The organism is Halococcus dombrowskii, from assembly GCF_022870485.1.
GTDB lineage: Archaea > Halobacteriota > Halobacteria > Halobacteriales > Halococcaceae > Halococcus > Halococcus morrhuae.
The window spans coordinates 1251628-1269074 of the sequence record NZ_CP095005.1 but is presented as its reverse complement, the minus strand read 5'-3'; the positions used below and the strand labels follow the sequence as shown (position 1 = coordinate 1269074).

The following is a 17447-nucleotide window of genomic DNA, read 5'->3' as shown; positions in this document are numbered from 1 at the left end:
GACGGAGATGTGCCCGACAGCGGTTCCTGTATCACGGTCGCGATCGACGGGTTCGTTCTCAGCGGGGAGAGATGGATTCAGCCATAATGTCGCGCTCGGGTCGAAATCGTTCCCCACTGTGGCTCTCTCGCCGATTTGCACCGAACCTCCATATGCCGCCGATTCGTGTTGCATGTGAATTAGGCCAGCCTAAAACCATATATCGGTTTCGTTCCATCGATCGATCCGGTAGTCACCGGGCGGGCTAGGAGGAAGCAATCAGGCCTCGTCGGGACTATCCAGGACGTTCTTCAGCGGCGGTGCCTCGTAGTCGGCGAACCGATCGAGCAGTTCGACGGGATCGTCCTCGATCAGGACGATCGAGCGGTGGTCGGCGCTCACGAACCCCTCTTCGCGCTGGTGATCGAAGAACGTCGCCAGCTCAGCGTAGTAGTCCGCGACGTCGAGGAGCCCGCAGGGGTTCGCGTGGAGGCCGAGCTGCGTCCAGGTGAGTACCTCCATGAACTCTTCGAGTGTGCCGTAGCCGCCGGGGAGGGCGACGAACCCGTCGGCCAGATCGACCATCCGCCGCTTGCGCTCGTGCATCGAATCGACGACATCGAGTTCGGTGAGCCCCTCGTGGGCGATCTCGCGCTCGCGGAGGCCGTCGGGGATGACACCGTGGGCCTCGCCGCCCGCTTCGAGCGTCGCGTCGGCGACCGTCCCCATCAGTCCGACGTCGCCACCGCCGTAGACGAGTCCGAGGTCGCGCTCGGCGAGTGTCCGTCCGAGATGCGCCGCGGCATCACGGTAGGCCGATCGCGCGCCGCTACTCGACCCGCAGTAGACACAGATCCGATCCATATCTCGCCTCCTCGCCGCACGGCGAAGTAGCGTGTGATTCGGGATCGCCGTCTCCGTCCTGTGCATGCAGACACGCTTCACACTCCACGCTCGGTAACTGTTTTGCGTGCGCAGCACGTACTGAGAGGCATGTCAGTGTCGTCCCGTCGCCCGCGCGGGGTCGCCGTGCTGGCGGGGGTGTGGCTGCTCGCCCTCGCCGGCATCGGCGTCCTCGTCGGCTCGGAACTGTTCGGTGCGCTGCTCGCGGACGGCGCGCTCCCCTCGGTGCTGTTCGTCGCCGTCGGGTTCGCGCTCCTCTTCGGCTATCTCGGCTATCGGACGAACTCGAAACGACTGCTCTCGCGCCTCGACGTGACCCCGCTCACGCAGTCACGTGCGCCGCAGATCCACGCGAGCGTCGATCGCCTGGCCCAACGGATGGAGATCGACCGCCCGGAGATCTATCTCGGACGGCTCGGCCAGCCGAACGCATTCGCGCTCGGCAGCGACACGCTCGTCGTCGACCAGTCGCTCGTGCGACTCCTGACGCCGACCGAACTCGAAGGCGTGCTCGCCCACGAGTTCGCCCATCTCGAAGGCTACGACAGCCTGCTGCGGACGTTGGCGACGAGCCTGCTACGGACGGTGACGTCGCTCCTCCTGATCCTGCTCGTCCCGCTCGTGATCGTCGTTTCGCTGATCGGCTGGGGGCTCTCGCTGATCGTCGGCCGGCCGATGCGTGGCCCCGACAGCGTTGGCAGCGGGCTGCGGAGTGGCCTGCAACGACTGGTGAAGAGTCTGCTCGTCGCGCCGACGCTCGCCCTCCAGGCGTACGCGCGCCGTCGCGAGTACGCGGCCGATCGGCGGGCGGTGGCGGTGCTCGACGATCCGCTTGCACTCGCGCGTGCGCTGCAGAAGATCCAGCGGGCGAACGAACCCGATCGGGGACTGCTCGGCTGGCTGCTGCCGTCGCGCGATCGGGAGACCGAACGCTCGCCGACCGAACGCGCGCTCGCGAGCCACCCGCCGACCGACGAACGCGTCGAACGCGTCCGCGAGGCCGCGAACGCCGCCGGGAGCGAGGGATCGACCGGATGGCATCGCGTGGATATCGACTGACACCAACGGAATGGAAATCGAGCCGAAAAGGCACGTTCGCCGTCAGTATTCGGTGCCCTTCCTGGCGCGATGGCCCGCGTCGAACGGGTGTTTCTCCTTGCGGACGTTCGTGACGAGATCGGCACGGTCGACGATGTAGGCGGGCTCCTCGTGACCACCCGTGAGGACGAGTTCGAGCGCGTCGGGTTTCGATTCGACGAGCGAGACGACTTCGTCGGGTTCGACGAGCCCCTGATTGGCTGCGTACAGGATCTCGTCCAGAACGAGCATGTGGACGCCGTCCTCCGGCGGCCCATCGAGCGCGAGCGGTGACGTCAGATCGGCGTCGTCCGCCCCAGTGAGCAGGTCGCGGGCGCGTTCGAGTGCACCGCGTGCCCGCGCGGCGTGTTCGTCGTCGGCCGACCCATCCAGAAAGCCGTGCCAGCCGTAATGGCCCGAGTTCTCGTAGCTGAACCCCTCGATCGCGGCGATAGCATTGTACTCGCCGCGCGTCGCCTCGACGCTCGCGGCACCACCCTTCATGAACTGGAGCATGTGGACCCGGTAGCCGTGGCCGGCCGCCCGGAACCCCATCCCCAGCGCCGCCGTCGTCTTCCCCTTCCCGTCGCCCCACCAGACCTGCACCAGCCCGAATTCGTCGGGCGCTGCCGGCTCGATGGGTTCGGCGGCCGGCGACACTCCACGCCCCGGCGTCCGTCCGTGCTGTGCCTCACGGTCGCCGTCATCCTCGCCGTCGCTCATTGACTCTCGTGTGCGGGCCGCCTCCCTAACGGTTCTGCTCGTCTCGATTCAGAGCTCGAAGACGTCCGCACGGCGATCGGTCACGACGCCGTGGTCGGCATCGGCGACCGATCCTGGAACCTCCCGATCGGCGTATCGCGAGCGAAAACTCGCCCGGATCGCGTCGCGAACGCACGCCCGCGCGGCGGCACCGACCACGGTCGCGCTGCCCGCGAACGACGCCGGCTCACCCGTGGCATCGCTACCGACGATCACCGCGTCGCTCGTCGTTCCCGAAAACCCAGTCGTCGGAAGCAGCGTCGCCGTCTTCGCCTCCACGACGGTACCGAGGAGGCTCGCGAGCGTCGCCCGCTCCAGATCCCGGGTCGTGGCGACGACGAGGTTCACCGTGCCGACGGGCGGTGATTCGTCCGTTGGTTCGCTGGCCGATCTATCGACCGACTCGTCGGCTGCCCCGCTCGGTGTCATCGGCAGCGTCGCCGGGTTCGACAGCCCGACGGTCGCGTAGGCCACGACGGGATCGAGTCGCGCACCCCGCAGGTGTTGCAGCTCAACGCCGGTCAGTAGCGCCGGACCAGGAACCTCGAACCCGGCTCGCTCCCGACGTTCGTCGATGTAGGAATCGAGATCCGTGCGCTCCCAGCCTTCGGGCACGCTGACGTTGTAGGCGGCGTCGGCCCGTGAAAACCCGCCGTTCCAGCCCGTCGAGAGCCAGCGCGCGCCCGGCCGACGAAGGCCGAACACGCCGTCGGCCGTCGTCGCCTCAAACACCGAGCGCCTCCAACAGGCGGTCGTTTTCCTCGGGGAGTCTCACGGCGACGCGGACGTGCGAGTCGAGCCCGCGGAAGGTGGTGGCGTCGCGGATGGTGAGACCGTGCTCGCGCGCTCGGTCCAGCAGTCCGTCGACCGAGCGGTCGCCGACGTCGAGCAGGACGAACGGTGCGTCGGAGGGATGGACGTCGAATTTCGATCCGAGTGCCTTCGTCATCCGCTCGCGCTCGGCGGACACTCGCTCGCGGGTGTCGACGACGAACTCGTCCCGAGTCATGCAGAACGAACCGGTCGCGAGCGCCGGCACACCCATGTTCCAGGTCCGCCGGGCGTTCCGCAGCGCCGAACCGAGCGCACCCGTCGCGACCGCGAAACCGGCGCGAAGGCCGGGCAGCCCGAACAGTTTGGTGAGCGAGCGTGCGACGACGATCCCCTCGCGGCCCGCGAGCGACGGCCGATCGGTGAAGCCGAGGAACGCCTCGTCGACGAGTAGCGTCGTTCCGGCGGCTCGGCAGCGCTCGGCGAACGCGTCGAGTCGGTCGGGATCGTAGGCGTTGCCGGTCGGGTTGTTCGGGTTGCAAACGACGGCCAGCGCGTGATCGGTCGGGTCGGCGTCGAGCAGTTCCGCCTGTGGGACGAGTTCAGGATCGCCGTCGTGCAGACGAATTTCGCGCCCGTATTCGGCGAAACTCGGGTATGGAACGAGAGCCGACTCGCCCGGCTCGATGGCGAGCGAGATCGTCGCTCGAATCGCGGCGAGCCCGCCCGGCGTCGGGATCACCTGTGCCGGTTCGCAACCGACGTAGGCGGCCGCCGTCGCGCGATACTCTTCGGGTGGTTCGGCCGGATACGAGCGCGCATCGGCGAACGCCTCACGATAGATCTCCTCGATCCCGTCCGGGACACGGGGATTGGTGTTCGCGCTGAAATCGACGATATCGGGGTCGTCGCTGCTGCCGTGTGGCACCCGACCGACCTCCCGCACCGTCTCAGGCTGCACGTCGTTCCTCCCGGTTACGGCCGCGACGATCACTACCGCTATCGTCCGATTCGCTCTCGATGATTACGGTTCGCTCGGCGGTTCGTCGATCGTCCGTCGTCGTGGCTGTCGTGTTCATTGCAGTAGTGCCTCCGCGACCGCGGCGTCGCTCGGGTGGTTCACGTTGACCGCGAACCGCTCGTCGTCGATCACGATCGTCTCGTCCTCTCCGTCCTCCGCGACGATATTGATCCCGGACGGTGCGACCGTTTCGCCGTCGACCGCCATCGTCGTTCCGACGCTGACACCCAGTCGTCGTTTGCACGCAGCGGGGACGGCGACCGTGAGCGAGCCGGTAGCGTGGCGATCGAGCACGCGATCGACGGCGGCACCGTCGAGCAGCGGGAGATCGGTCGCGACGGTGAGCACCGGTGAATCGCTCCGTTCGAGCGCGTACTGGAGGTCGGCGACGTAGCCATCGCCGGGAGCCTCGATGACGTCGTGATCGAGATGGTCGCGTGTCTGTGGCGTGTGCGGCGAGACTACATGGCTGACGGCTTCGATGTGGCTGTCGGCGAGCGCCCCGCGCACGCGATCGAGCATCGGTCGACCGCCGATCTGGTAGAGCGGTTTCTCAACGTCGCTGTCGAGTCGCGTGCCGCGACCGCCACACATCACCAGTGCGTCCACGCGATCACCCCCACGTGCAGCGCGACGATCCGGGCGATCTCGTTCGTCGCACCGAGGACGTCGCCGTTCACCCCGCCGAGAGCCGTCCGCGCCAAGCGCAGCGAGCCGAGCGCGACGAGTGCGGCCGCGAGAAGCATCGCCCCGGCGATCTCGATCCGCGGCCAGGTCAGGATCGCTGCCGGAACGGTGCTCGCGACGACGAGTGGTGCCGAACGCGACCCGGAACGTCCGGTGAGCGACGCACCGAGACCGTCGTGCGGTGCCGATCCGAAACAGACGAGCAGCGCCATCCCGCCCTTCGCCCCGACCTCGGCAATGACGACGAGCAGCGCGGCCCGCAGCGGGAGCGCCGCGAGTGCGAGTCCGGCCGCGAGAAGCCCGGCGATCACGATCGCGACCGCGAGCGCACCGCCAGCGCCGACATCGGTGTCCTTCAGCACCGCGCGGCGCTCGTCCGGCCCGCCGTGCACGACGAGCGCGTCGCCGAGGTCGATGACGCCATCCATGTGGTTGATCCCCGTGACGAGATAGACGGCGACGACGAAGGCGAACGCGATCGTCGGCGCTGGTCCCGGGAGTGCGATCGGGAGCAAGAGGAACGCACCGACGACGTAGCCCGCAAGTGGCATGCTCACCGGCGTAGCGCGGAACGCCTCCCAGGAATCGCCATCGTGGCCGACGGGCAGTCGCGAGAGGAACCCGAGGGCACCTCGGAGCGCCCTTAGCACCACGCGGCAACCCCCGTGAGCAGCACGGCCACCGCTCCCGCAAGGGCGATCACTCGCAGTCCACGGCGCGCGTCCGCCGTCGTCGGGAGTCCAGCATCCGGGTTCAACACGTAGGCGTCGGGCTTGCGGAGTTCGACGTCGAGCACCGCGGCCATCGCCGCCATCGGCCAGCCGGAGTTCGGCGAGGAGGGCTCACCGTGCCATCGGCGCGCGCGGGCAAGCGCGATCGGCGAACCGCCGGCGAGCGCGACGAGCACAGCACTCAGTCGGGCCGGAAGCCACATGACGGCGTCGTCGAGGCGGGCGCTCGCCCAGCCGACCCGCTTCGAGCGGTAGCCGAGCATCGAATCGAGCGTGTTGACCGCCTTCACCCAGATCGCGGCCGCGACCGCCACCGGGAGGGAGAGCTGCACCCCGAGTGCGAACGCCAGGAGGGGTGCGAGAAGCCCGTCGGCGAGGTTCTCGGCGATGCTCTCGACGACCGCGCTGCGGAGTTCGCCAGCCGAAAGGGTCGCCGTGTCGCGGCCGACGAGCCCCCGTATCGTCGTCCTGGCTCTTTCGGGGTCGGTCTCGATCGTTCCGACGACGTCGGCGGCCACCGAGAGCAGCATCCGGAGGCTCGTCGTCGCGAACAACGCGAGCGCCACGACCAGCCCGCCGACGAGTGGATGCAAAGAGTCGGCGAGAGCCGTGAGCCCACCACCGATCGCGGCCGCCCCGAGCGGCAGCGCCAGGGCGACGACCGCACCGACCGACTTCGGGTGAGACCACGACCGATCAAACTGGCCGACGAGCCGTCCGAACAGCGCAACCGGATGGATTCGACGTGGAAATTCCTCGAAAACGAGATCCAGTACGGCTGCGGTTCCGAGCGCCGCCACCGCTACCGCCCCCATCGTCCCTCCGGCGAACCCGGTCGATCGGCGTGTGACGGTCGAACGCGTGGGTCCGGGGCGACGCCTGACATCGTCGTCTGGTCGAACGGTGGTAGTGCGCCGGGTAAATATGTGTCTGCTGGGTCGTGTGGCGCGATCCGCTGCGGAGACGGTGGAAATTCCCAGTGCCGGCACGACGCCACCAGTTCGGTGTCGTGGTCGGGATGACAGTCCCGTCGTTCAGCCCTCCGAGACGGCAGCGTCCTCGCTATCGGTCTCGTTGCCGGCGTCGACTCGACGACTGATCACGACCCCGATGGCCGACAGCACCAGCGCGAGGACGACGAACACGCCGAGGAAGACGAGGTCGGCGAGCGAGAGGACGAACGGCCACGGGGTGATCCCGTAGCCGTCGGCGGCGAACACGAACGCGAGATCGAGGACGATCGGCGTCAGCACGACGAGGACGGCAAGGGCGTAAAACCCACTCACGAGCATCGCTGCCGGCGTCCGCCGGGAGTAGAAGAACACACCGGCGAGCACCGCGACGGCGAGCAGGGCGGGCCAGCGAAGCCCGAAATCCGCCAGCAGCCACGCGGCGTACGCGCCACAGAGCAGCGCGAGAACGACGGCGAGGGCGGTCGTTCGGGCCGAATGACGCTGGCCACCGACGAGACGGCGAACCGACCGCGAGCGCCCGCCAGCGTCGTCGGTTCGGCTATCGCTTGCCATCTCAATCCCTCCGTGGCCCGACGGCCTCGCGCGGCGGGCGTTCGGGGTTCGGCATCGGTTTTCGCGTGGGTGGATCGGGGCCGTCACGCCAGTCACCGTGGGGGTACTCGCCGAGTTCGGCCTGCAGATACTGCTTGCCGAGCGAGAGCGTCATCCATGGGTCGCCGATGTCGGTCATGAGATCGCCAAGCATGCCGTCGTCGGTGAGGCTGCCCGGTCTGGACGACGACACGTCGTTGTTCGCAAAGCGGTTGCCGTCGCGGGCGGGTGCGCCAAGCGCGAGATCGGCCCGGCCGGAGTCCGCAACGCGATTGTCCCGGACACGGTTGCCGCCCGGTCGCCAGAGGTTCGCATCGATCATCGGAACGGCACCGATGCCGAAGTTGACGTGGCTAGTGACGTCGTTGTCGACGATCTCGTTGTCCCGCCCGCCAGCGACGTTGATCCCGGTGCCGAAGGCCGCGTAGCCGAACGCCTTCGCCGGCGCGTCGGCGTTGTTGTTGTCGTGGACCTCGTTGTTCGCGATACGCATGGCCGACTGCGGCGCGAGCGCCTCCGAATCGAGCGTGTTCGGGACGATGCCGCCCATGTTGTGCCGCCAGACCGAGTTTCTGAGAACGAGGTTGCCGCCGGCGTTGGTGCCGGAGTAGCCGATCCCGTTGCGCTCGGCGACGACGTTCTCGACGCGTGCGTGCGAGGGGTTCGACTGGCCGATGTAGAAGCCCGAATCGGGATGGCCGGCCGCGTACGAGTGTTCGAAGCGGCCGTTGACCGAATCGAACGCGTACAGTCCGTAATCGCCGTTGTTGACCGCTGTGAGATAGCTCCCCCGGTAGCCATCGACGCCGGTCCAGTAGAAGGCGTTGTACGCGTAGCCCGTCGCGGTCAGGTTCTCCATCACCACGCCGTCGGCCAGCGCGATGATCCCGTTGTATCGCGTCCCCTCGCCGTCGAGGACGACTCGGTTCCGGTCGCGCCCACGGATCGTGATATTGGGCGTGTCGAGCACCCGGACTTCCTCGGTGTAGCGCCCCGGGCCGACGAGCACGAGATCGCGAGGGTTCGCCGCCGAAACCGCCGCCTGGATCGTGTCGTGATCCTCTGGGACGCGGCGTGTCCGATAGTTCTCGTACTCGCGGGGCGGGTCCCGGTCGGGAAGCGCCGCCGGGGTAGTGTGGGAATCGCCCGCGCCGACGGCCATCCGCCCGAGACCGACCGTCCCCGCCGCACCCGCTGCAGCCCCGAGCTTCAGGACCTCGCGTCGGTGTCGTTTCGTGTCATCGGTCATCGCTACCACCGATCGTATATTTCACGAACGAACGGTAATAACAGTTCCCCCGCCACAGCTACCGAACGGCGACTGTCAGCCGGTGGGTGAGAAGAGCTTGCACCAGCCGTCGGGATGAATGCGTCCCTCGACCAGCACGCACGCACCGAGTTCGTCGTCCCCTTTCGCCGGGATGAAATGTTGGCAGCCGGAACAGCCCTGGCCATCCTTCGGGGTCGACTGGTAGGCGACGGTGTCCTTGGCGGTGAGCGACGACGGATCGCGTTGGCGATCGCTGAGACCCGTCGCCGTCTCGTAGCGTGCCGGCACGGAGCCGTTCGTCGTTCCGCCGGTGCGAGCGGTGGTCGAGACATCGTCGTCGGCAGTGGTCGCGTCCGCATCCCCGGACTGGCCCGCGTCGGACCCCAGACAGCCGGCGAGTACGGCGGTCGAGCCCCCACCGATCAGCCGGAGGAACGTCCGTCTATCGTCCATGTCGGAGCTCACCCCTCGTGTGCCCCATCCAATCCATCCCGTGTGGATTCGACGATGGCTGTCGACGAGTGGTCGTCGGGCAATCCCTCGCTCGTTTCGCTCGATCGCGATACGAACGCCGGCTCGGAGCAGCAGTGATATTTTTTCCGACCGTTCGATCGACGGACACTGAGCGCATCTGTGAGTGTGAATGACTGCCCATCCACGAAAACGTTTCGTACAGTCGATCGAGAGAGCAGTCCGGACGCCGCGCCGACGAGCGTCGTCGAAGTCGATCGAACCACAGTTCGGGCCCGGATCCGGGTCGGCCTGTCGCGTCTCGTCCCAACCGTTATCCCACCGTGTGATCTACTGTCATATGGAGGGACTAGTCATGCCTCTACGACAGCGCCGGGACGATTCCGGTACGGGGAGAGCGCCGGATCTCAACGAGGTGATCGACCGCATCCTGAACGGTGGCGGCGACCCGTCGCCGACACCCGGCCCGTAAGCCACCGCGGGCGTCCCGTCCCCTCACCGTGAGGGGAACGGGTTTTTCTCTCGATACAGTCACGTGCGTCGTTCAGCCACCGGCAGCCGGCAGGAGGCCACGAAGACCGGTCATCATGGCGATGACGACGAGCATGAGACCGGTCATCCCCATGAGCCAGCGCAGCGCGCGGTCGTTCAGCCGCCCGACGCGCCCGCCGTCGGGATCGGGCGAGGCCAGTTCGACGAGCATCGCGGTCTGCAGCGAGTGGAGCGGGCCGAACGCGATGAGGAGCATGACGCCCGTCACGCCGAGCGCGCCCCAGAGATAGATCGTCGGCGAGGACCAGTAGCCGAGACGGTACGCGAGCGCGATGCCCGACCCGATCGTCCCGATCGTCAGCGACTCGCCGACGACCATGATCTTCGGCGTGAGATGCGGGATGACCGCGGCGGCCGTCTCGGGGCCGGCCCGGTCGAGCGCGGGAGCCATCACGTACCGGAAGAAATAGTCGAGCCCGAACCAGAACGCCCCGAGCCCGACGTGGACGTAGAACAGCAGCGTTTCGCTCCCGGAGAGAAAGGCAACGACGGGAAGTCCGAGAATCGATCCCGCGGCGGTGAACGCGTAGCGCGACCCCGCGGCCCCCACGACGAAACGGATCTCCTCGACGGACGACGTCGGTTCAGTTACTGTTGCCATACCCTCCCGTGTCCGATATCGCCTTAATGGTATTGGCCTGAACAGTTCAGCTGTCAGACGTAGTTGCGGGTGTTTCACCGATCGGATCCGGCGGCGTGATCGTCACGATATACTGCAAGCCGGCCGTTTAGGACGGTGGCGGCCGACCCGTGCACATGCCCTTCGAGGCGACGATCACGTCGATCCATCGGATGACCCCGCGGGTGAAACAGTTCGTCGTCGAGGCCGAGGAGCCGTTCGATTTCGAGCCTGGCCAGCACACGACGAGCTGTCGGTCGTCTACTCGCTCTCCGACGAGGACTGGGCGGGCCCGACCGTCCACATCCAAGGCCACCTCGACGACCTCGACAGGGATTTCTACGTCTGTGGCGTTCCGGGAATGGTCGTCGGCACGAAGGACGAACTCGACGGTCTGGGCGTCGACGACGATCGGGTGTTCTCCGAGGGCTGGGAGGACGGCGAGGTCGAGGACTGAGCGAGCGCTCTACTGATCGGACGGATTCACGATCCCTGCTCGGCATCGACGGTGCCTACCGAAACGACGACGGGTTTTCGCAGGACGGTGATCGCCGATCAGGACGCACCGTCGAATCCGTCAGCCATCGGCGGCCGCGACGAGATCGCCGGCGAGTGCGGCGGCCTCGATCGCGTCCGCGCCGAGGAGGTAAGTCACGGGTTCGATGCCGAACGCGCCCTCGTGGTAGATGACTCGCGGGACTGCCCCGCGCTCGCGAAAGCGCTCGCGGAGGTGTTCGGCGCGGTTCTCGTAATCCGCGTCGAATCGCAGTGGGTCGATGCCGTGTTCCTCGGCCGCCGCGAGCAGCGCGTCGGAGGTGGCGAGGTTGAGCGCGCCCCGAACGGAGGGGTCGATCGCCATCGCGGCGAGCAGGGTCTCGGCGACGTGCTGTGAGGCCCCGAACTCGGGCTGTGCCGGAACGAGCACGCGCCCGCCGACCGCGTGGACGCGCCCGGGGACGGCCGCGACCGCGGTCGTATCGGGCGCTTCGGGCAGCGCCGTGGCGACGTTCGTGCCGACCTTCGGGACGTGGGCGGCGATCTCCGGCGTGTTCGTCACGCGGCGCACGGCGGTGCGGACGGTTCTGAGGACGTCGCGTTCGGCGAGCACGCCGTCGTCGCTCCCGCGGACGCAGAGATCACAGCCGAGGCCGTCGAGCGCCGGCATCTCCTCCTCGTGGACGGCACAGATGGGGCCGCGATCCTCGAACGCGCGGATCAGTTCGAGCAGTTCCGCGAGCGCCTCGTAGCCGCTCATCGTGTCCGCGGCGAACCCGTCGGCGATCCGCGCCATCGTCGCCTGCATCCGTTCGTTCTCCCGGAACCGCTCCTCGACAGCGCCGTCGCCGCCGAGTGACTTGCTGACGGCGGCCTGAGTCACGCCCAATCGATCGGCGATCTCCTGTTGGGTGAAATCACGCTCGGCGAGTTCGCTCGCCAACATCGACCGAGCGGTCGGGAGGAACCGCTCGACCACGATCTCGCTCGGGAGGCGCAGTGACATGCGACATCGTCGGACGACGGCGTGTATAAATCGTGGTCATCACCGTCCGCTGACGATCGCACTCCGTCACCCGTACCGGGCTCACGGATAGGCTGCATTATCTGCACGAATGGCGCGTTCGTTCTTCTCTCTTGTCACCATTGATTTAGTCGGCGGAAGACCAAAGCCCATATGCTGCATTCGAGAGAACATCGGTGAGTGACTGACCCCGGCCGACGACGAATGCTGACGATGCTCGGTGCCGCCGCGACCGCGCTGGGGTCGGGCTGTACGACCATTCTCGGTTCGATGGCCGGACCGAACGACGGCCAACCGAACGAGACCGACCGCCAGCAGCCGTCGACCACCACCGGGAACCGGAATCGGGGGCGGACGGGCGGAGCGGATCGTGACGATCCCGGCTCCAAGCTGCGGCGGGCAGCGTGGGCGAGCGGCACGCCGCTGTCGGCCGACTCCGGACTCGGCGAGTGGACGGCGACCAACGGATCGGTTTCGTCCACCGACTGGCACGGTCCGGGCGGCGACACGGGCGTCGAGCTCGTCTCGTCGGGGGATGTCGAGCGAACGGCGATGCGGGCCTCGTTCGATCGGCCGATCGATCTGACGAACGCGGCGCTGTCGTTCGGCGTCCGTCTCGATCGTGCGGCCGAGGAGACGATCGAACTCCAGCTGCTCGCGCCGGATGCGGACAACCGCCTCTCGATGGAGCGCTATCTCAAGCGAAAGGAGGGCACCGTCCGGGTCGATTTCGCGCCGTCGTCGGTCACCGGCGCGCCCGACCTGACCGACGTCCGCGGGCTGGCGATCAGATCGTACACCGGCGACGAGAAACCGCTCACGCTGCGCGTGGGCGCACCGCGCCTTCGGAAACTGCCACAGCGGCGCGGTGCGGTGATCCTCACGTTCGACGACGGCCACCACACGCAGTTCGACACGGCCAAGCCGATCATGGACGAGTTCGGCTATCCCGGCGTCGTCGGCGTGATCCCGTGGTTCGTCGGCAACGAGATCCGCGCGACCCGATCGCAGCTCCACACGATGGCCGACGACGGCTGGGAGATGGCCTCCCACCCACAGTTCGAGGAGGCACCGCTGCCGACGCTGTCGCGGAAACGACAACGGGAGGCCATCGAGCGCTCGCAACAGTGGCTGATCGACGAGGGGTTCGACAACGGCGGCGAGACGCTGATCTGGCCGTTCGGCGACTTCGACGAGGGGGTGCTCGACATGGCGGGGCGCTTTCACGAGCTGGCGTTCGGCGGTGGCTCCTCGCCGGCCCCGTGGGCGATCACCGAGCCGACGTGGGTGCCACGGATCAACGGCGACAACCCGAACGAAGTGCGACAGGCCGTGGACATGGCCGCCGGGTTCGGCGGCGTCACGACCGTCATGTTCCACACGATCGGGCAAGCCCGGCTGTCGACCGCGGCGTTCCGTGACGAACTCCGCTACATCGAGCAGGCGGACGTGGACGTCGTCCTGCCGTCGGCGCTCGCGGACGCGCAGCCCTACTGAAGGGTTCCGTCGCGGGCGACGACCTCGCCCGCGCTCACGACGTACCGTGGCGTTCGGTTGGTCGTGATCGCCCACTGCGGCGACGGGTCGTGATGGACGATGAGGTTTGCCGGCGTCCCCTCAGCGAACGCGTAGCCGTCGAGATCCAAGAGCGTTCCTCCCTGTTCGGTGACGAGATTCCAGAGGGTGCCCAACCCCTTGTTCGTCGAATAGCCATCGAGTGTGAGCGATTCGACAAGCATCGCTTCGAGCGCGTCGACGTTGCCGTGGGCTCCCCAGAGATCGTGGACCTGATCGGTGCCGTGGGCCATCGTGAGCCCCGCGTCGTGGAACCGACGGATCGGCATGCCTCGTGGCGTGCTCTGATAGCAGGTGATGAAATCGAGCCCGGCCGCAGCGAACGTCTCCATCGCGTCGCCGAGTCGGCCCTCCCAGTCGGGTGCTCGGTCGCTCGCGGCGTCGCCGAGAGCGTACGCGTGACTCGCCGTGACCCGGTTCTCGTAGTCGTGCTCGATCGTCGCCTCGGCGAGGCGGCGGAGCGTCCGCATCCCGGTCGCGCCGCGCTCGTGGATGTGAATGTCGAGATCCGTGTCGTGATCGGTGGCGATCTCGAACCACGTGGCGACCGTCTCCTCGCGGTCGCCGTTGAGCGTCGCGGGATCGAGCCCGCCGACGAGATCGGCCCCGGCGTCGAGCGCCGCGCGGACGGCTTCGGCGGAGCCGTCGTCACGGCGGACGCCGTACTGCGGGAACGCGACGATCTCGATGTCGAGATGGTCGCCGATCGCCTCTCGGACCGTCGAGACCGCCTCGACGACATCCGTTCCGACCGTCCCATCGACGTAGGCGTGCGTTCTGAGATGGAGAACGCCGTTGGCAATCGCCTGATCGGCCGCGCGGCGGGCGTTCGCCACGAGTTCGTCGTGGTCCGCCCCGGCGAAGTACGTCGCCGTGCGTTCGATCGTCTCTGCCCGGTTAGCTCCGCCCTCGTTGTACCGCGGGCGGCGATCGCCGGACGCCGAGAACGCCATGTCGAGATGGACGTGCGCGTCGACGAGCCCCGGCGAGACGAGGTTTCCCTCGGCATCGAGTTCAGTCTCGCCACGTGTTTCGATCTCCGGGCGGATCGCCGCGATCCGACCGTCGTCAACCGCGATGTCGACGGTCGCGTCGTTCCCCGAGAGGAAGGCGTTGCGGACGACGAGTGTCGGCGAGGAATCCATGTTCGTGAGTGGTGGGGGGGCAGGGAGATCGGTCGCGTCGAGGCCGATCTCCGCGAGGAATCCATGTTCGTGAGTGGTGGGGTATTCGCATCAATCGTGGGATCGCAGCCGCGAGTGGATCCAGGATCCGATCGCTGGCGAGCGTCAGGGATCCGTATAGAGCGACGATCGGAGACCCTCTTCGGATTGAGAAACGGTTTCAGAGCGTTTCTCCACGGCCGCCGCGATCTCCGGGTCCAGCCCCTCCATGTCGGGACGGTCGACCTCGACCAGGTTGTCGCTCGGATCACGGATGTACGTCTGGAGCGCCCCGCCAGGAAGCTCGTAGATCGCCGGCACGCCGTCGGCGGAATACTCGTCGAAGAGGTCGCGTTCCAGGGCGATGCGGTAGACGCGCTCGAAGTCGTCGACATGGACGGCGAAATGGTGGTATTCGGGGGCTTCGACCGGCCGCTCGAACAGGTGGAGCTGTTTGTCGCCACACTGGAGCCACTCGACCGGGACGGCCAGATCGGGCGACGGAATGTGCTCCATGCCGAACACGTCGGTGTAGAACCGGACCGATTCCACGAGGTCGTGCGCGGAGATGCTCGCGTGAGTGAACGCTATCGAATCCATCGTGATATCTCTGCCAAACGGTGACTAATGGGTTGTGCTTGATCGACCCGCCCGGATCGACGATCGAGGAAGGCGATGACGGCTGCTATTCGGCTTCCCAGTCGGGTCGCTCGCGGGCGACGAACTCCCCGTAGCCGGGATCGGCGACGATTTCGCCGTCGTCGGCGATCGGCTCACCACGGAGATAGGTCCGCTTGACGCGTCCAGTGACCTCGCGTCCTTCGTAGATCGAGTAGTCCGAAATCGAGGCGTTGTCCGCGGCCGTGATCGTGTAGCTCTCGTCCGGATCGAACAGGACGATATCGGCGTCGGTTCCTGGATCGAGGGTTCCCTTCTCCGTGAATCCGAACGTTTGGGCGGGGTTCGCGCACATCATCCGGACGACGAACGATGGGGAGTAGCCACGCCGATTCACAGCCTCGTCGTAGAATACTGGAAGACTGGTCTGGAGTCCGTTCGCACCGAACGAGCTGTCCCACCAGTTCTCGACGGTCTTGTCCGCGCGCGTGAACGCGTTGTGATCGGTCGAGACGACGCTCAGTGCGCCGTTGTACAAGTGCTCAAACAAGGCATCCTGATCGGCGGGCGTCCGCAGCGGCGGTGCCATGATCGGGAGACTGTCCTGTTCCTCGTAGGCCGATTCGTCGAGTGTCGTGTACTGGGTGCAGGTCTCCCCGCGAACCCTGCTCCCGTCGTCCTGGTAGCGGCCGAGGACATCAGCGGCCTTCTCGCTGGTCGTGTGGATGCCGTAGTATTTCGCACCCTGTTCCTGGGCCATGCGGACGGCGCTCTCGGCGGCCATCGCCTCGGCGTAGTCCGGTCGCGACTGTGGATAGTGTCGTGGGTGACTCTTTCCTTCGGCTTTCAGTCGGGCTTCGAGACGGTTGCAAACTGAAGCATCCTCGGTGTGGAGCACGGCGACGATATCCTGATCGGCGACGTGCTCGAAGACGTGATCGATGAACCCGTTCGAGAGCCCGATCTCGTAGGCGGTGAACATCTTCACCGACGTCACACCCTCGTCGATCACGTCCTCCAGCTCGTCGAACACTGCGGGATCCTCGCGCGTGATCGCTCCGTGCAGGCTGAAGTCAATCAGTGATTTCTGGCCTTTCTCCTTCTGACGATGGACGGCTTCGAGCAGGGTGCCCTCTTCGTCCCAGATGCTCAGATCCCCGGTCCAGGCTTCCCACGCGAAGTTGATGCAGCTGGTGATCCCGCCCAGCGCGGCCGCACTCGTTCCTGCCTCGTACGTGTCCAGCGAGAGATAGCCGTCGATGTGGACGTGCGGATCGACGACGCCCGGTAACACCAGGAGCCCCGAGGCATCGACCCGCTCGTCGGCAGCGGGCAACGTTCGCTCGTCGCCGACCGCGGCGATCTCGCCGTCGTCGACGGCGATGGCGCTATCGAGCAGTCGATCGGGCGTTACCAGCGTCCCATTCGCGATGACGAGATCGACGGTCACGCGACAGCCAACGACGCACCGTCACTTGAACACGCTGGCTTTTGGCGATCCGGTAAGGACCTGCGCAGCAGTCGTAGACGCAAGCGGTACCACGGCCGTGCTATGAACTGGCCGATAGAAAATATAAGAAAACAGGTGTTTGGCTGATGCTATAGCTTATCTGTGAAGTCATCTCGGTCGGAGGATCGATATTGAAAACGTCTATGCGTTCGCAACGTATCGATAAATCCGCACGAGTGGCATGGTAGAACCACCAATGCCCATGGCCCAAGTGGATACAGGAACTCACCAGGGCCGGCGTGTAGCAACGGAGAGTACCATTACGTCGGGAGTACACGACGGATCGCCCCGTCGCGTGCCTCCACCACTCCACTGTTTCTGGTCGTGTTTTTCACCCCCTAAGAGATAGATTAGTCTACCCTAATTTATAGCTTTTGCTCTCTGCCAAGCACGCTGATTTCTGCGATGGACAGTCGAACACGGCCAAAAATCATACAGGGCAGCTGATGTCGGATCTCGTGCACCCCGGAACGCGACCGTCTACTGGCCACGATGCTTGCCTGAACTACCCAGAAAGCGATGGGCACCACTTGCCGGCCACAGACGTTCGTATCACCGCCCGCAGTATCTGACATATATTATATATTTGTTGCATCCTCCATCAAAACATATATTTGTGAAAGTTCAGCATACCGATCGCTCGCTCTGCAGAAA

The 17447-nt window shown here is 66.4% G+C and carries 19 protein-coding genes; 3 read left to right on the top strand and 16 right to left on the bottom strand.

Annotation, left to right across the window (positions count from 1 at the left end; genetic code table 11):
• Nucleotides 1–258: 258 nt before the first annotated feature.
• Nucleotides 259–843, bottom strand: a complete 585-nt coding sequence (locus tag MUK72_RS06655; protein WP_244705024.1) for an LOG family protein — start codon at nt 841–843, stop codon at nt 259–261.
• A gap of 129 nt (nt 844–972) precedes the next feature.
• Between MUK72_RS06655 and MUK72_RS06650 the strand changes: the two genes are divergently transcribed.
• Nucleotides 973–1941, top strand: coding sequence for a M48 family metallopeptidase (locus MUK72_RS06650; RefSeq protein ID WP_244705022.1), 969 nt, complete (start codon nt 973–975; stop codon nt 1939–1941).
• Nucleotides 1942–1983: 42 nt separating this feature from the next.
• Here the strand turns inward: MUK72_RS06650 and MUK72_RS06645 are convergent, their stop codons facing one another.
• The 10 genes from MUK72_RS06645 to MUK72_RS06605 all read right to left on the bottom strand — a co-directional run bounded on the left by MUK72_RS06645 (nt 1984) and on the right by MUK72_RS06605 (nt 9219).
• Nucleotides 1984–2682 (bottom strand): cob(I)yrinic acid a,c-diamide adenosyltransferase, encoded by a 699-nt coding sequence (locus MUK72_RS06645; RefSeq protein ID WP_244705021.1) that lies wholly within the window; start codon nt 2680–2682, stop codon nt 1984–1986.
• A 48-nt stretch (nt 2683–2730) separates the two neighbouring features.
• Entirely contained in the window at nt 2731–3453 is a 723-nt protein-coding gene (locus tag MUK72_RS06640; protein WP_244705019.1) for an adenosylcobinamide amidohydrolase, read from the bottom strand.
• The gene (locus MUK72_RS06635) at nt 3446–4453 is read right to left on the bottom strand and encodes a threonine-phosphate decarboxylase (protein WP_244705017.1); all 1008 of its coding nucleotides are present in this window, start codon (nt 4451–4453) and stop codon (nt 3446–3448) included. Before MUK72_RS06635 ends, MUK72_RS06640 begins: the two co-directional genes overlap by 8 nt.
• A complete protein-coding gene (locus tag MUK72_RS20205; RefSeq protein ID WP_280518319.1) occupies nt 4443–4571 on the bottom strand; it encodes a hypothetical protein in 129 nt (42 codons plus the stop codon). The genes MUK72_RS06635 and MUK72_RS20205 overlap by 11 nt, the downstream gene beginning before the upstream one ends.
• On the bottom strand, nt 4568–5107 hold the full coding sequence (locus tag MUK72_RS06630; RefSeq protein ID WP_244705292.1) for an NTP transferase domain-containing protein: 540 nt from the start codon (nt 5105–5107) through the stop codon (nt 4568–4570). Before MUK72_RS06630 ends, MUK72_RS20205 begins: the two co-directional genes overlap by 4 nt.
• On the bottom strand, nt 5107–5853 hold the full coding sequence (cobS, locus tag MUK72_RS06625) for an adenosylcobinamide-GDP ribazoletransferase (protein ID WP_244705015.1): 747 nt from the start codon (nt 5851–5853) through the stop codon (nt 5107–5109). The genes MUK72_RS06630 and cobS overlap by 1 nt, the downstream gene beginning before the upstream one ends.
• Nucleotides 5844–6746: an adenosylcobinamide-phosphate synthase CbiB gene (gene cbiB, locus MUK72_RS06620; protein WP_244705013.1), complete on the bottom strand. Its 903-nt coding sequence runs from the start codon at nt 6744–6746 to the stop codon at nt 5844–5846. The genes cobS and cbiB overlap by 10 nt, the downstream gene beginning before the upstream one ends.
• Nucleotides 6747–6965: 219 nt before the next feature.
• Nucleotides 6966–7457: a hypothetical protein gene (locus MUK72_RS06615; protein ID WP_244705010.1), complete on the bottom strand. Its 492-nt coding sequence runs from the start codon at nt 7455–7457 to the stop codon at nt 6966–6968.
• 1 nt (nt 7458) lies between these two features.
• The gene (locus MUK72_RS06610) at nt 7459–8745 is read right to left on the bottom strand and encodes a right-handed parallel beta-helix repeat-containing protein (RefSeq protein WP_244705008.1); all 1287 of its coding nucleotides are present in this window, start codon (nt 8743–8745) and stop codon (nt 7459–7461) included.
• 75 nt (nt 8746–8820) lie between these two features.
• On the bottom strand, nt 8821–9219 hold the full coding sequence (locus MUK72_RS06605; protein WP_244705006.1) for a high-potential iron-sulfur protein: 399 nt from the start codon (nt 9217–9219) through the stop codon (nt 8821–8823).
• 358 nt (nt 9220–9577) lie between these two features.
• On the opposite strand from MUK72_RS06605, the gene MUK72_RS20200 reads away from it, so the two are divergent.
• Nucleotides 9578–9709 carry a hypothetical protein gene (locus tag MUK72_RS20200; protein WP_275039127.1) on the top strand — a complete coding sequence of 44 codons (132 nt, stop codon included), beginning with the start codon at nt 9578–9580 and terminating at the stop codon, nt 9707–9709.
• A gap of 72 nt (nt 9710–9781) precedes the next feature.
• Here MUK72_RS20200 and MUK72_RS06600 read toward each other — a convergent pair whose 3' ends face one another.
• Together MUK72_RS06600 and MUK72_RS06595 are read right to left on the bottom strand one after the other, a co-directional pair.
• Nucleotides 9782–10390: a hypothetical protein gene (locus tag MUK72_RS06600; RefSeq protein WP_244705004.1), complete on the bottom strand. Its 609-nt coding sequence runs from the start codon at nt 10388–10390 to the stop codon at nt 9782–9784.
• A gap of 595 nt (nt 10391–10985) precedes the next feature.
• The gene (locus MUK72_RS06595; RefSeq protein WP_244705002.1) at nt 10986–11909 is read right to left on the bottom strand and encodes a thiamine-phosphate synthase family protein; all 924 of its coding nucleotides are present in this window, start codon (nt 11907–11909) and stop codon (nt 10986–10988) included.
• Between the two features lie 198 nt (nt 11910–12107).
• On the opposite strand from MUK72_RS06595, the gene MUK72_RS06590 reads away from it, so the two are divergent.
• Nucleotides 12108–13424, top strand: coding sequence for a polysaccharide deacetylase family protein (locus MUK72_RS06590; protein WP_244705000.1), 1317 nt, complete (start codon nt 12108–12110; stop codon nt 13422–13424).
• On the opposite strand, the gene MUK72_RS06585 is transcribed toward MUK72_RS06590, so the two are convergent.
• The 3 genes from MUK72_RS06585 to MUK72_RS06575 all read right to left on the bottom strand — a co-directional run bounded on the left by MUK72_RS06585 (nt 13418) and on the right by MUK72_RS06575 (nt 16733).
• The gene (locus MUK72_RS06585) at nt 13418–14647 is read right to left on the bottom strand and encodes an amidohydrolase family protein (RefSeq protein ID WP_244704998.1); all 1230 of its coding nucleotides are present in this window, start codon (nt 14645–14647) and stop codon (nt 13418–13420) included. The two genes, MUK72_RS06590 and MUK72_RS06585, sit on opposite strands and share 7 nt — an antisense overlap.
• 144 nt (nt 14648–14791) lie before the next feature.
• Nucleotides 14792–15265, bottom strand: coding sequence for a VOC family protein (locus MUK72_RS06580; RefSeq protein WP_244704996.1), 474 nt, complete (start codon nt 15263–15265; stop codon nt 14792–14794).
• 85 nt (nt 15266–15350) lie between these two features.
• The gene (locus tag MUK72_RS06575) at nt 15351–16733 is read right to left on the bottom strand and encodes a dihydroorotase (RefSeq protein WP_244704994.1); all 1383 of its coding nucleotides are present in this window, start codon (nt 16731–16733) and stop codon (nt 15351–15353) included.
• Between the last annotated feature and the right edge of the window lie 714 nt (nt 16734–17447).

Coding starts and splice junctions, on each gene's coding strand:
- MUK72_RS06580 (WP_244704996.1), bottom strand. CDS start 15,265: ATGGATTCGATAGCGTTCACTCACGCGAGCATCTCCGCGCACGACCTC.
- MUK72_RS06585 (WP_244704998.1), bottom strand. CDS start 14,647: ATGGATTCCTCGCCGACACTCGTCGTCCGCAACGCCTTCCTCTCGGGG.
- MUK72_RS06630 (WP_244705292.1), bottom strand. CDS start 5,107: ATGTGTGGCGGTCGCGGCACGCGACTCGACAGCGACGTTGAGAAACCG.
- MUK72_RS06595 (WP_244705002.1), bottom strand. CDS start 11,909: ATGTCACTGCGCCTCCCGAGCGAGATCGTGGTCGAGCGGTTCCTCCCG.
- MUK72_RS06645 (WP_244705021.1), bottom strand. CDS start 2,682: ATGAGCGACGGCGAGGATGACGGCGACCGTGAGGCACAGCACGGACGG.
- MUK72_RS06610 (WP_244705008.1), bottom strand. CDS start 8,745: ATGACCGATGACACGAAACGACACCGACGCGAGGTCCTGAAGCTCGGG.
- MUK72_RS20200 (WP_275039127.1), top strand. CDS start 9,578: ATGGAGGGACTAGTCATGCCTCTACGACAGCGCCGGGACGATTCCGGT.
- MUK72_RS06605 (WP_244705006.1), bottom strand. CDS start 9,219: ATGGACGATAGACGGACGTTCCTCCGGCTGATCGGTGGGGGCTCGACC.
- cbiB (WP_244705013.1), bottom strand. CDS start 6,746: ATGGGGGCGGTAGCGGTGGCGGCGCTCGGAACCGCAGCCGTACTGGAT.
- MUK72_RS20205 (WP_280518319.1), bottom strand. CDS start 4,571: ATGAACACGACAGCCACGACGACGGACGATCGACGAACCGCCGAGCGA.
- MUK72_RS06655 (WP_244705024.1), bottom strand. CDS start 843: ATGGATCGGATCTGTGTCTACTGCGGGTCGAGTAGCGGCGCGCGATCG.
- MUK72_RS06600 (WP_244705004.1), bottom strand. CDS start 10,390: ATGGCAACAGTAACTGAACCGACGTCGTCCGTCGAGGAGATCCGTTTC.
- MUK72_RS06615 (WP_244705010.1), bottom strand. CDS start 7,457: ATGGCAAGCGATAGCCGAACCGACGACGCTGGCGGGCGCTCGCGGTCG.
- MUK72_RS06650 (WP_244705022.1), top strand. CDS start 973: ATGTCAGTGTCGTCCCGTCGCCCGCGCGGGGTCGCCGTGCTGGCGGGG.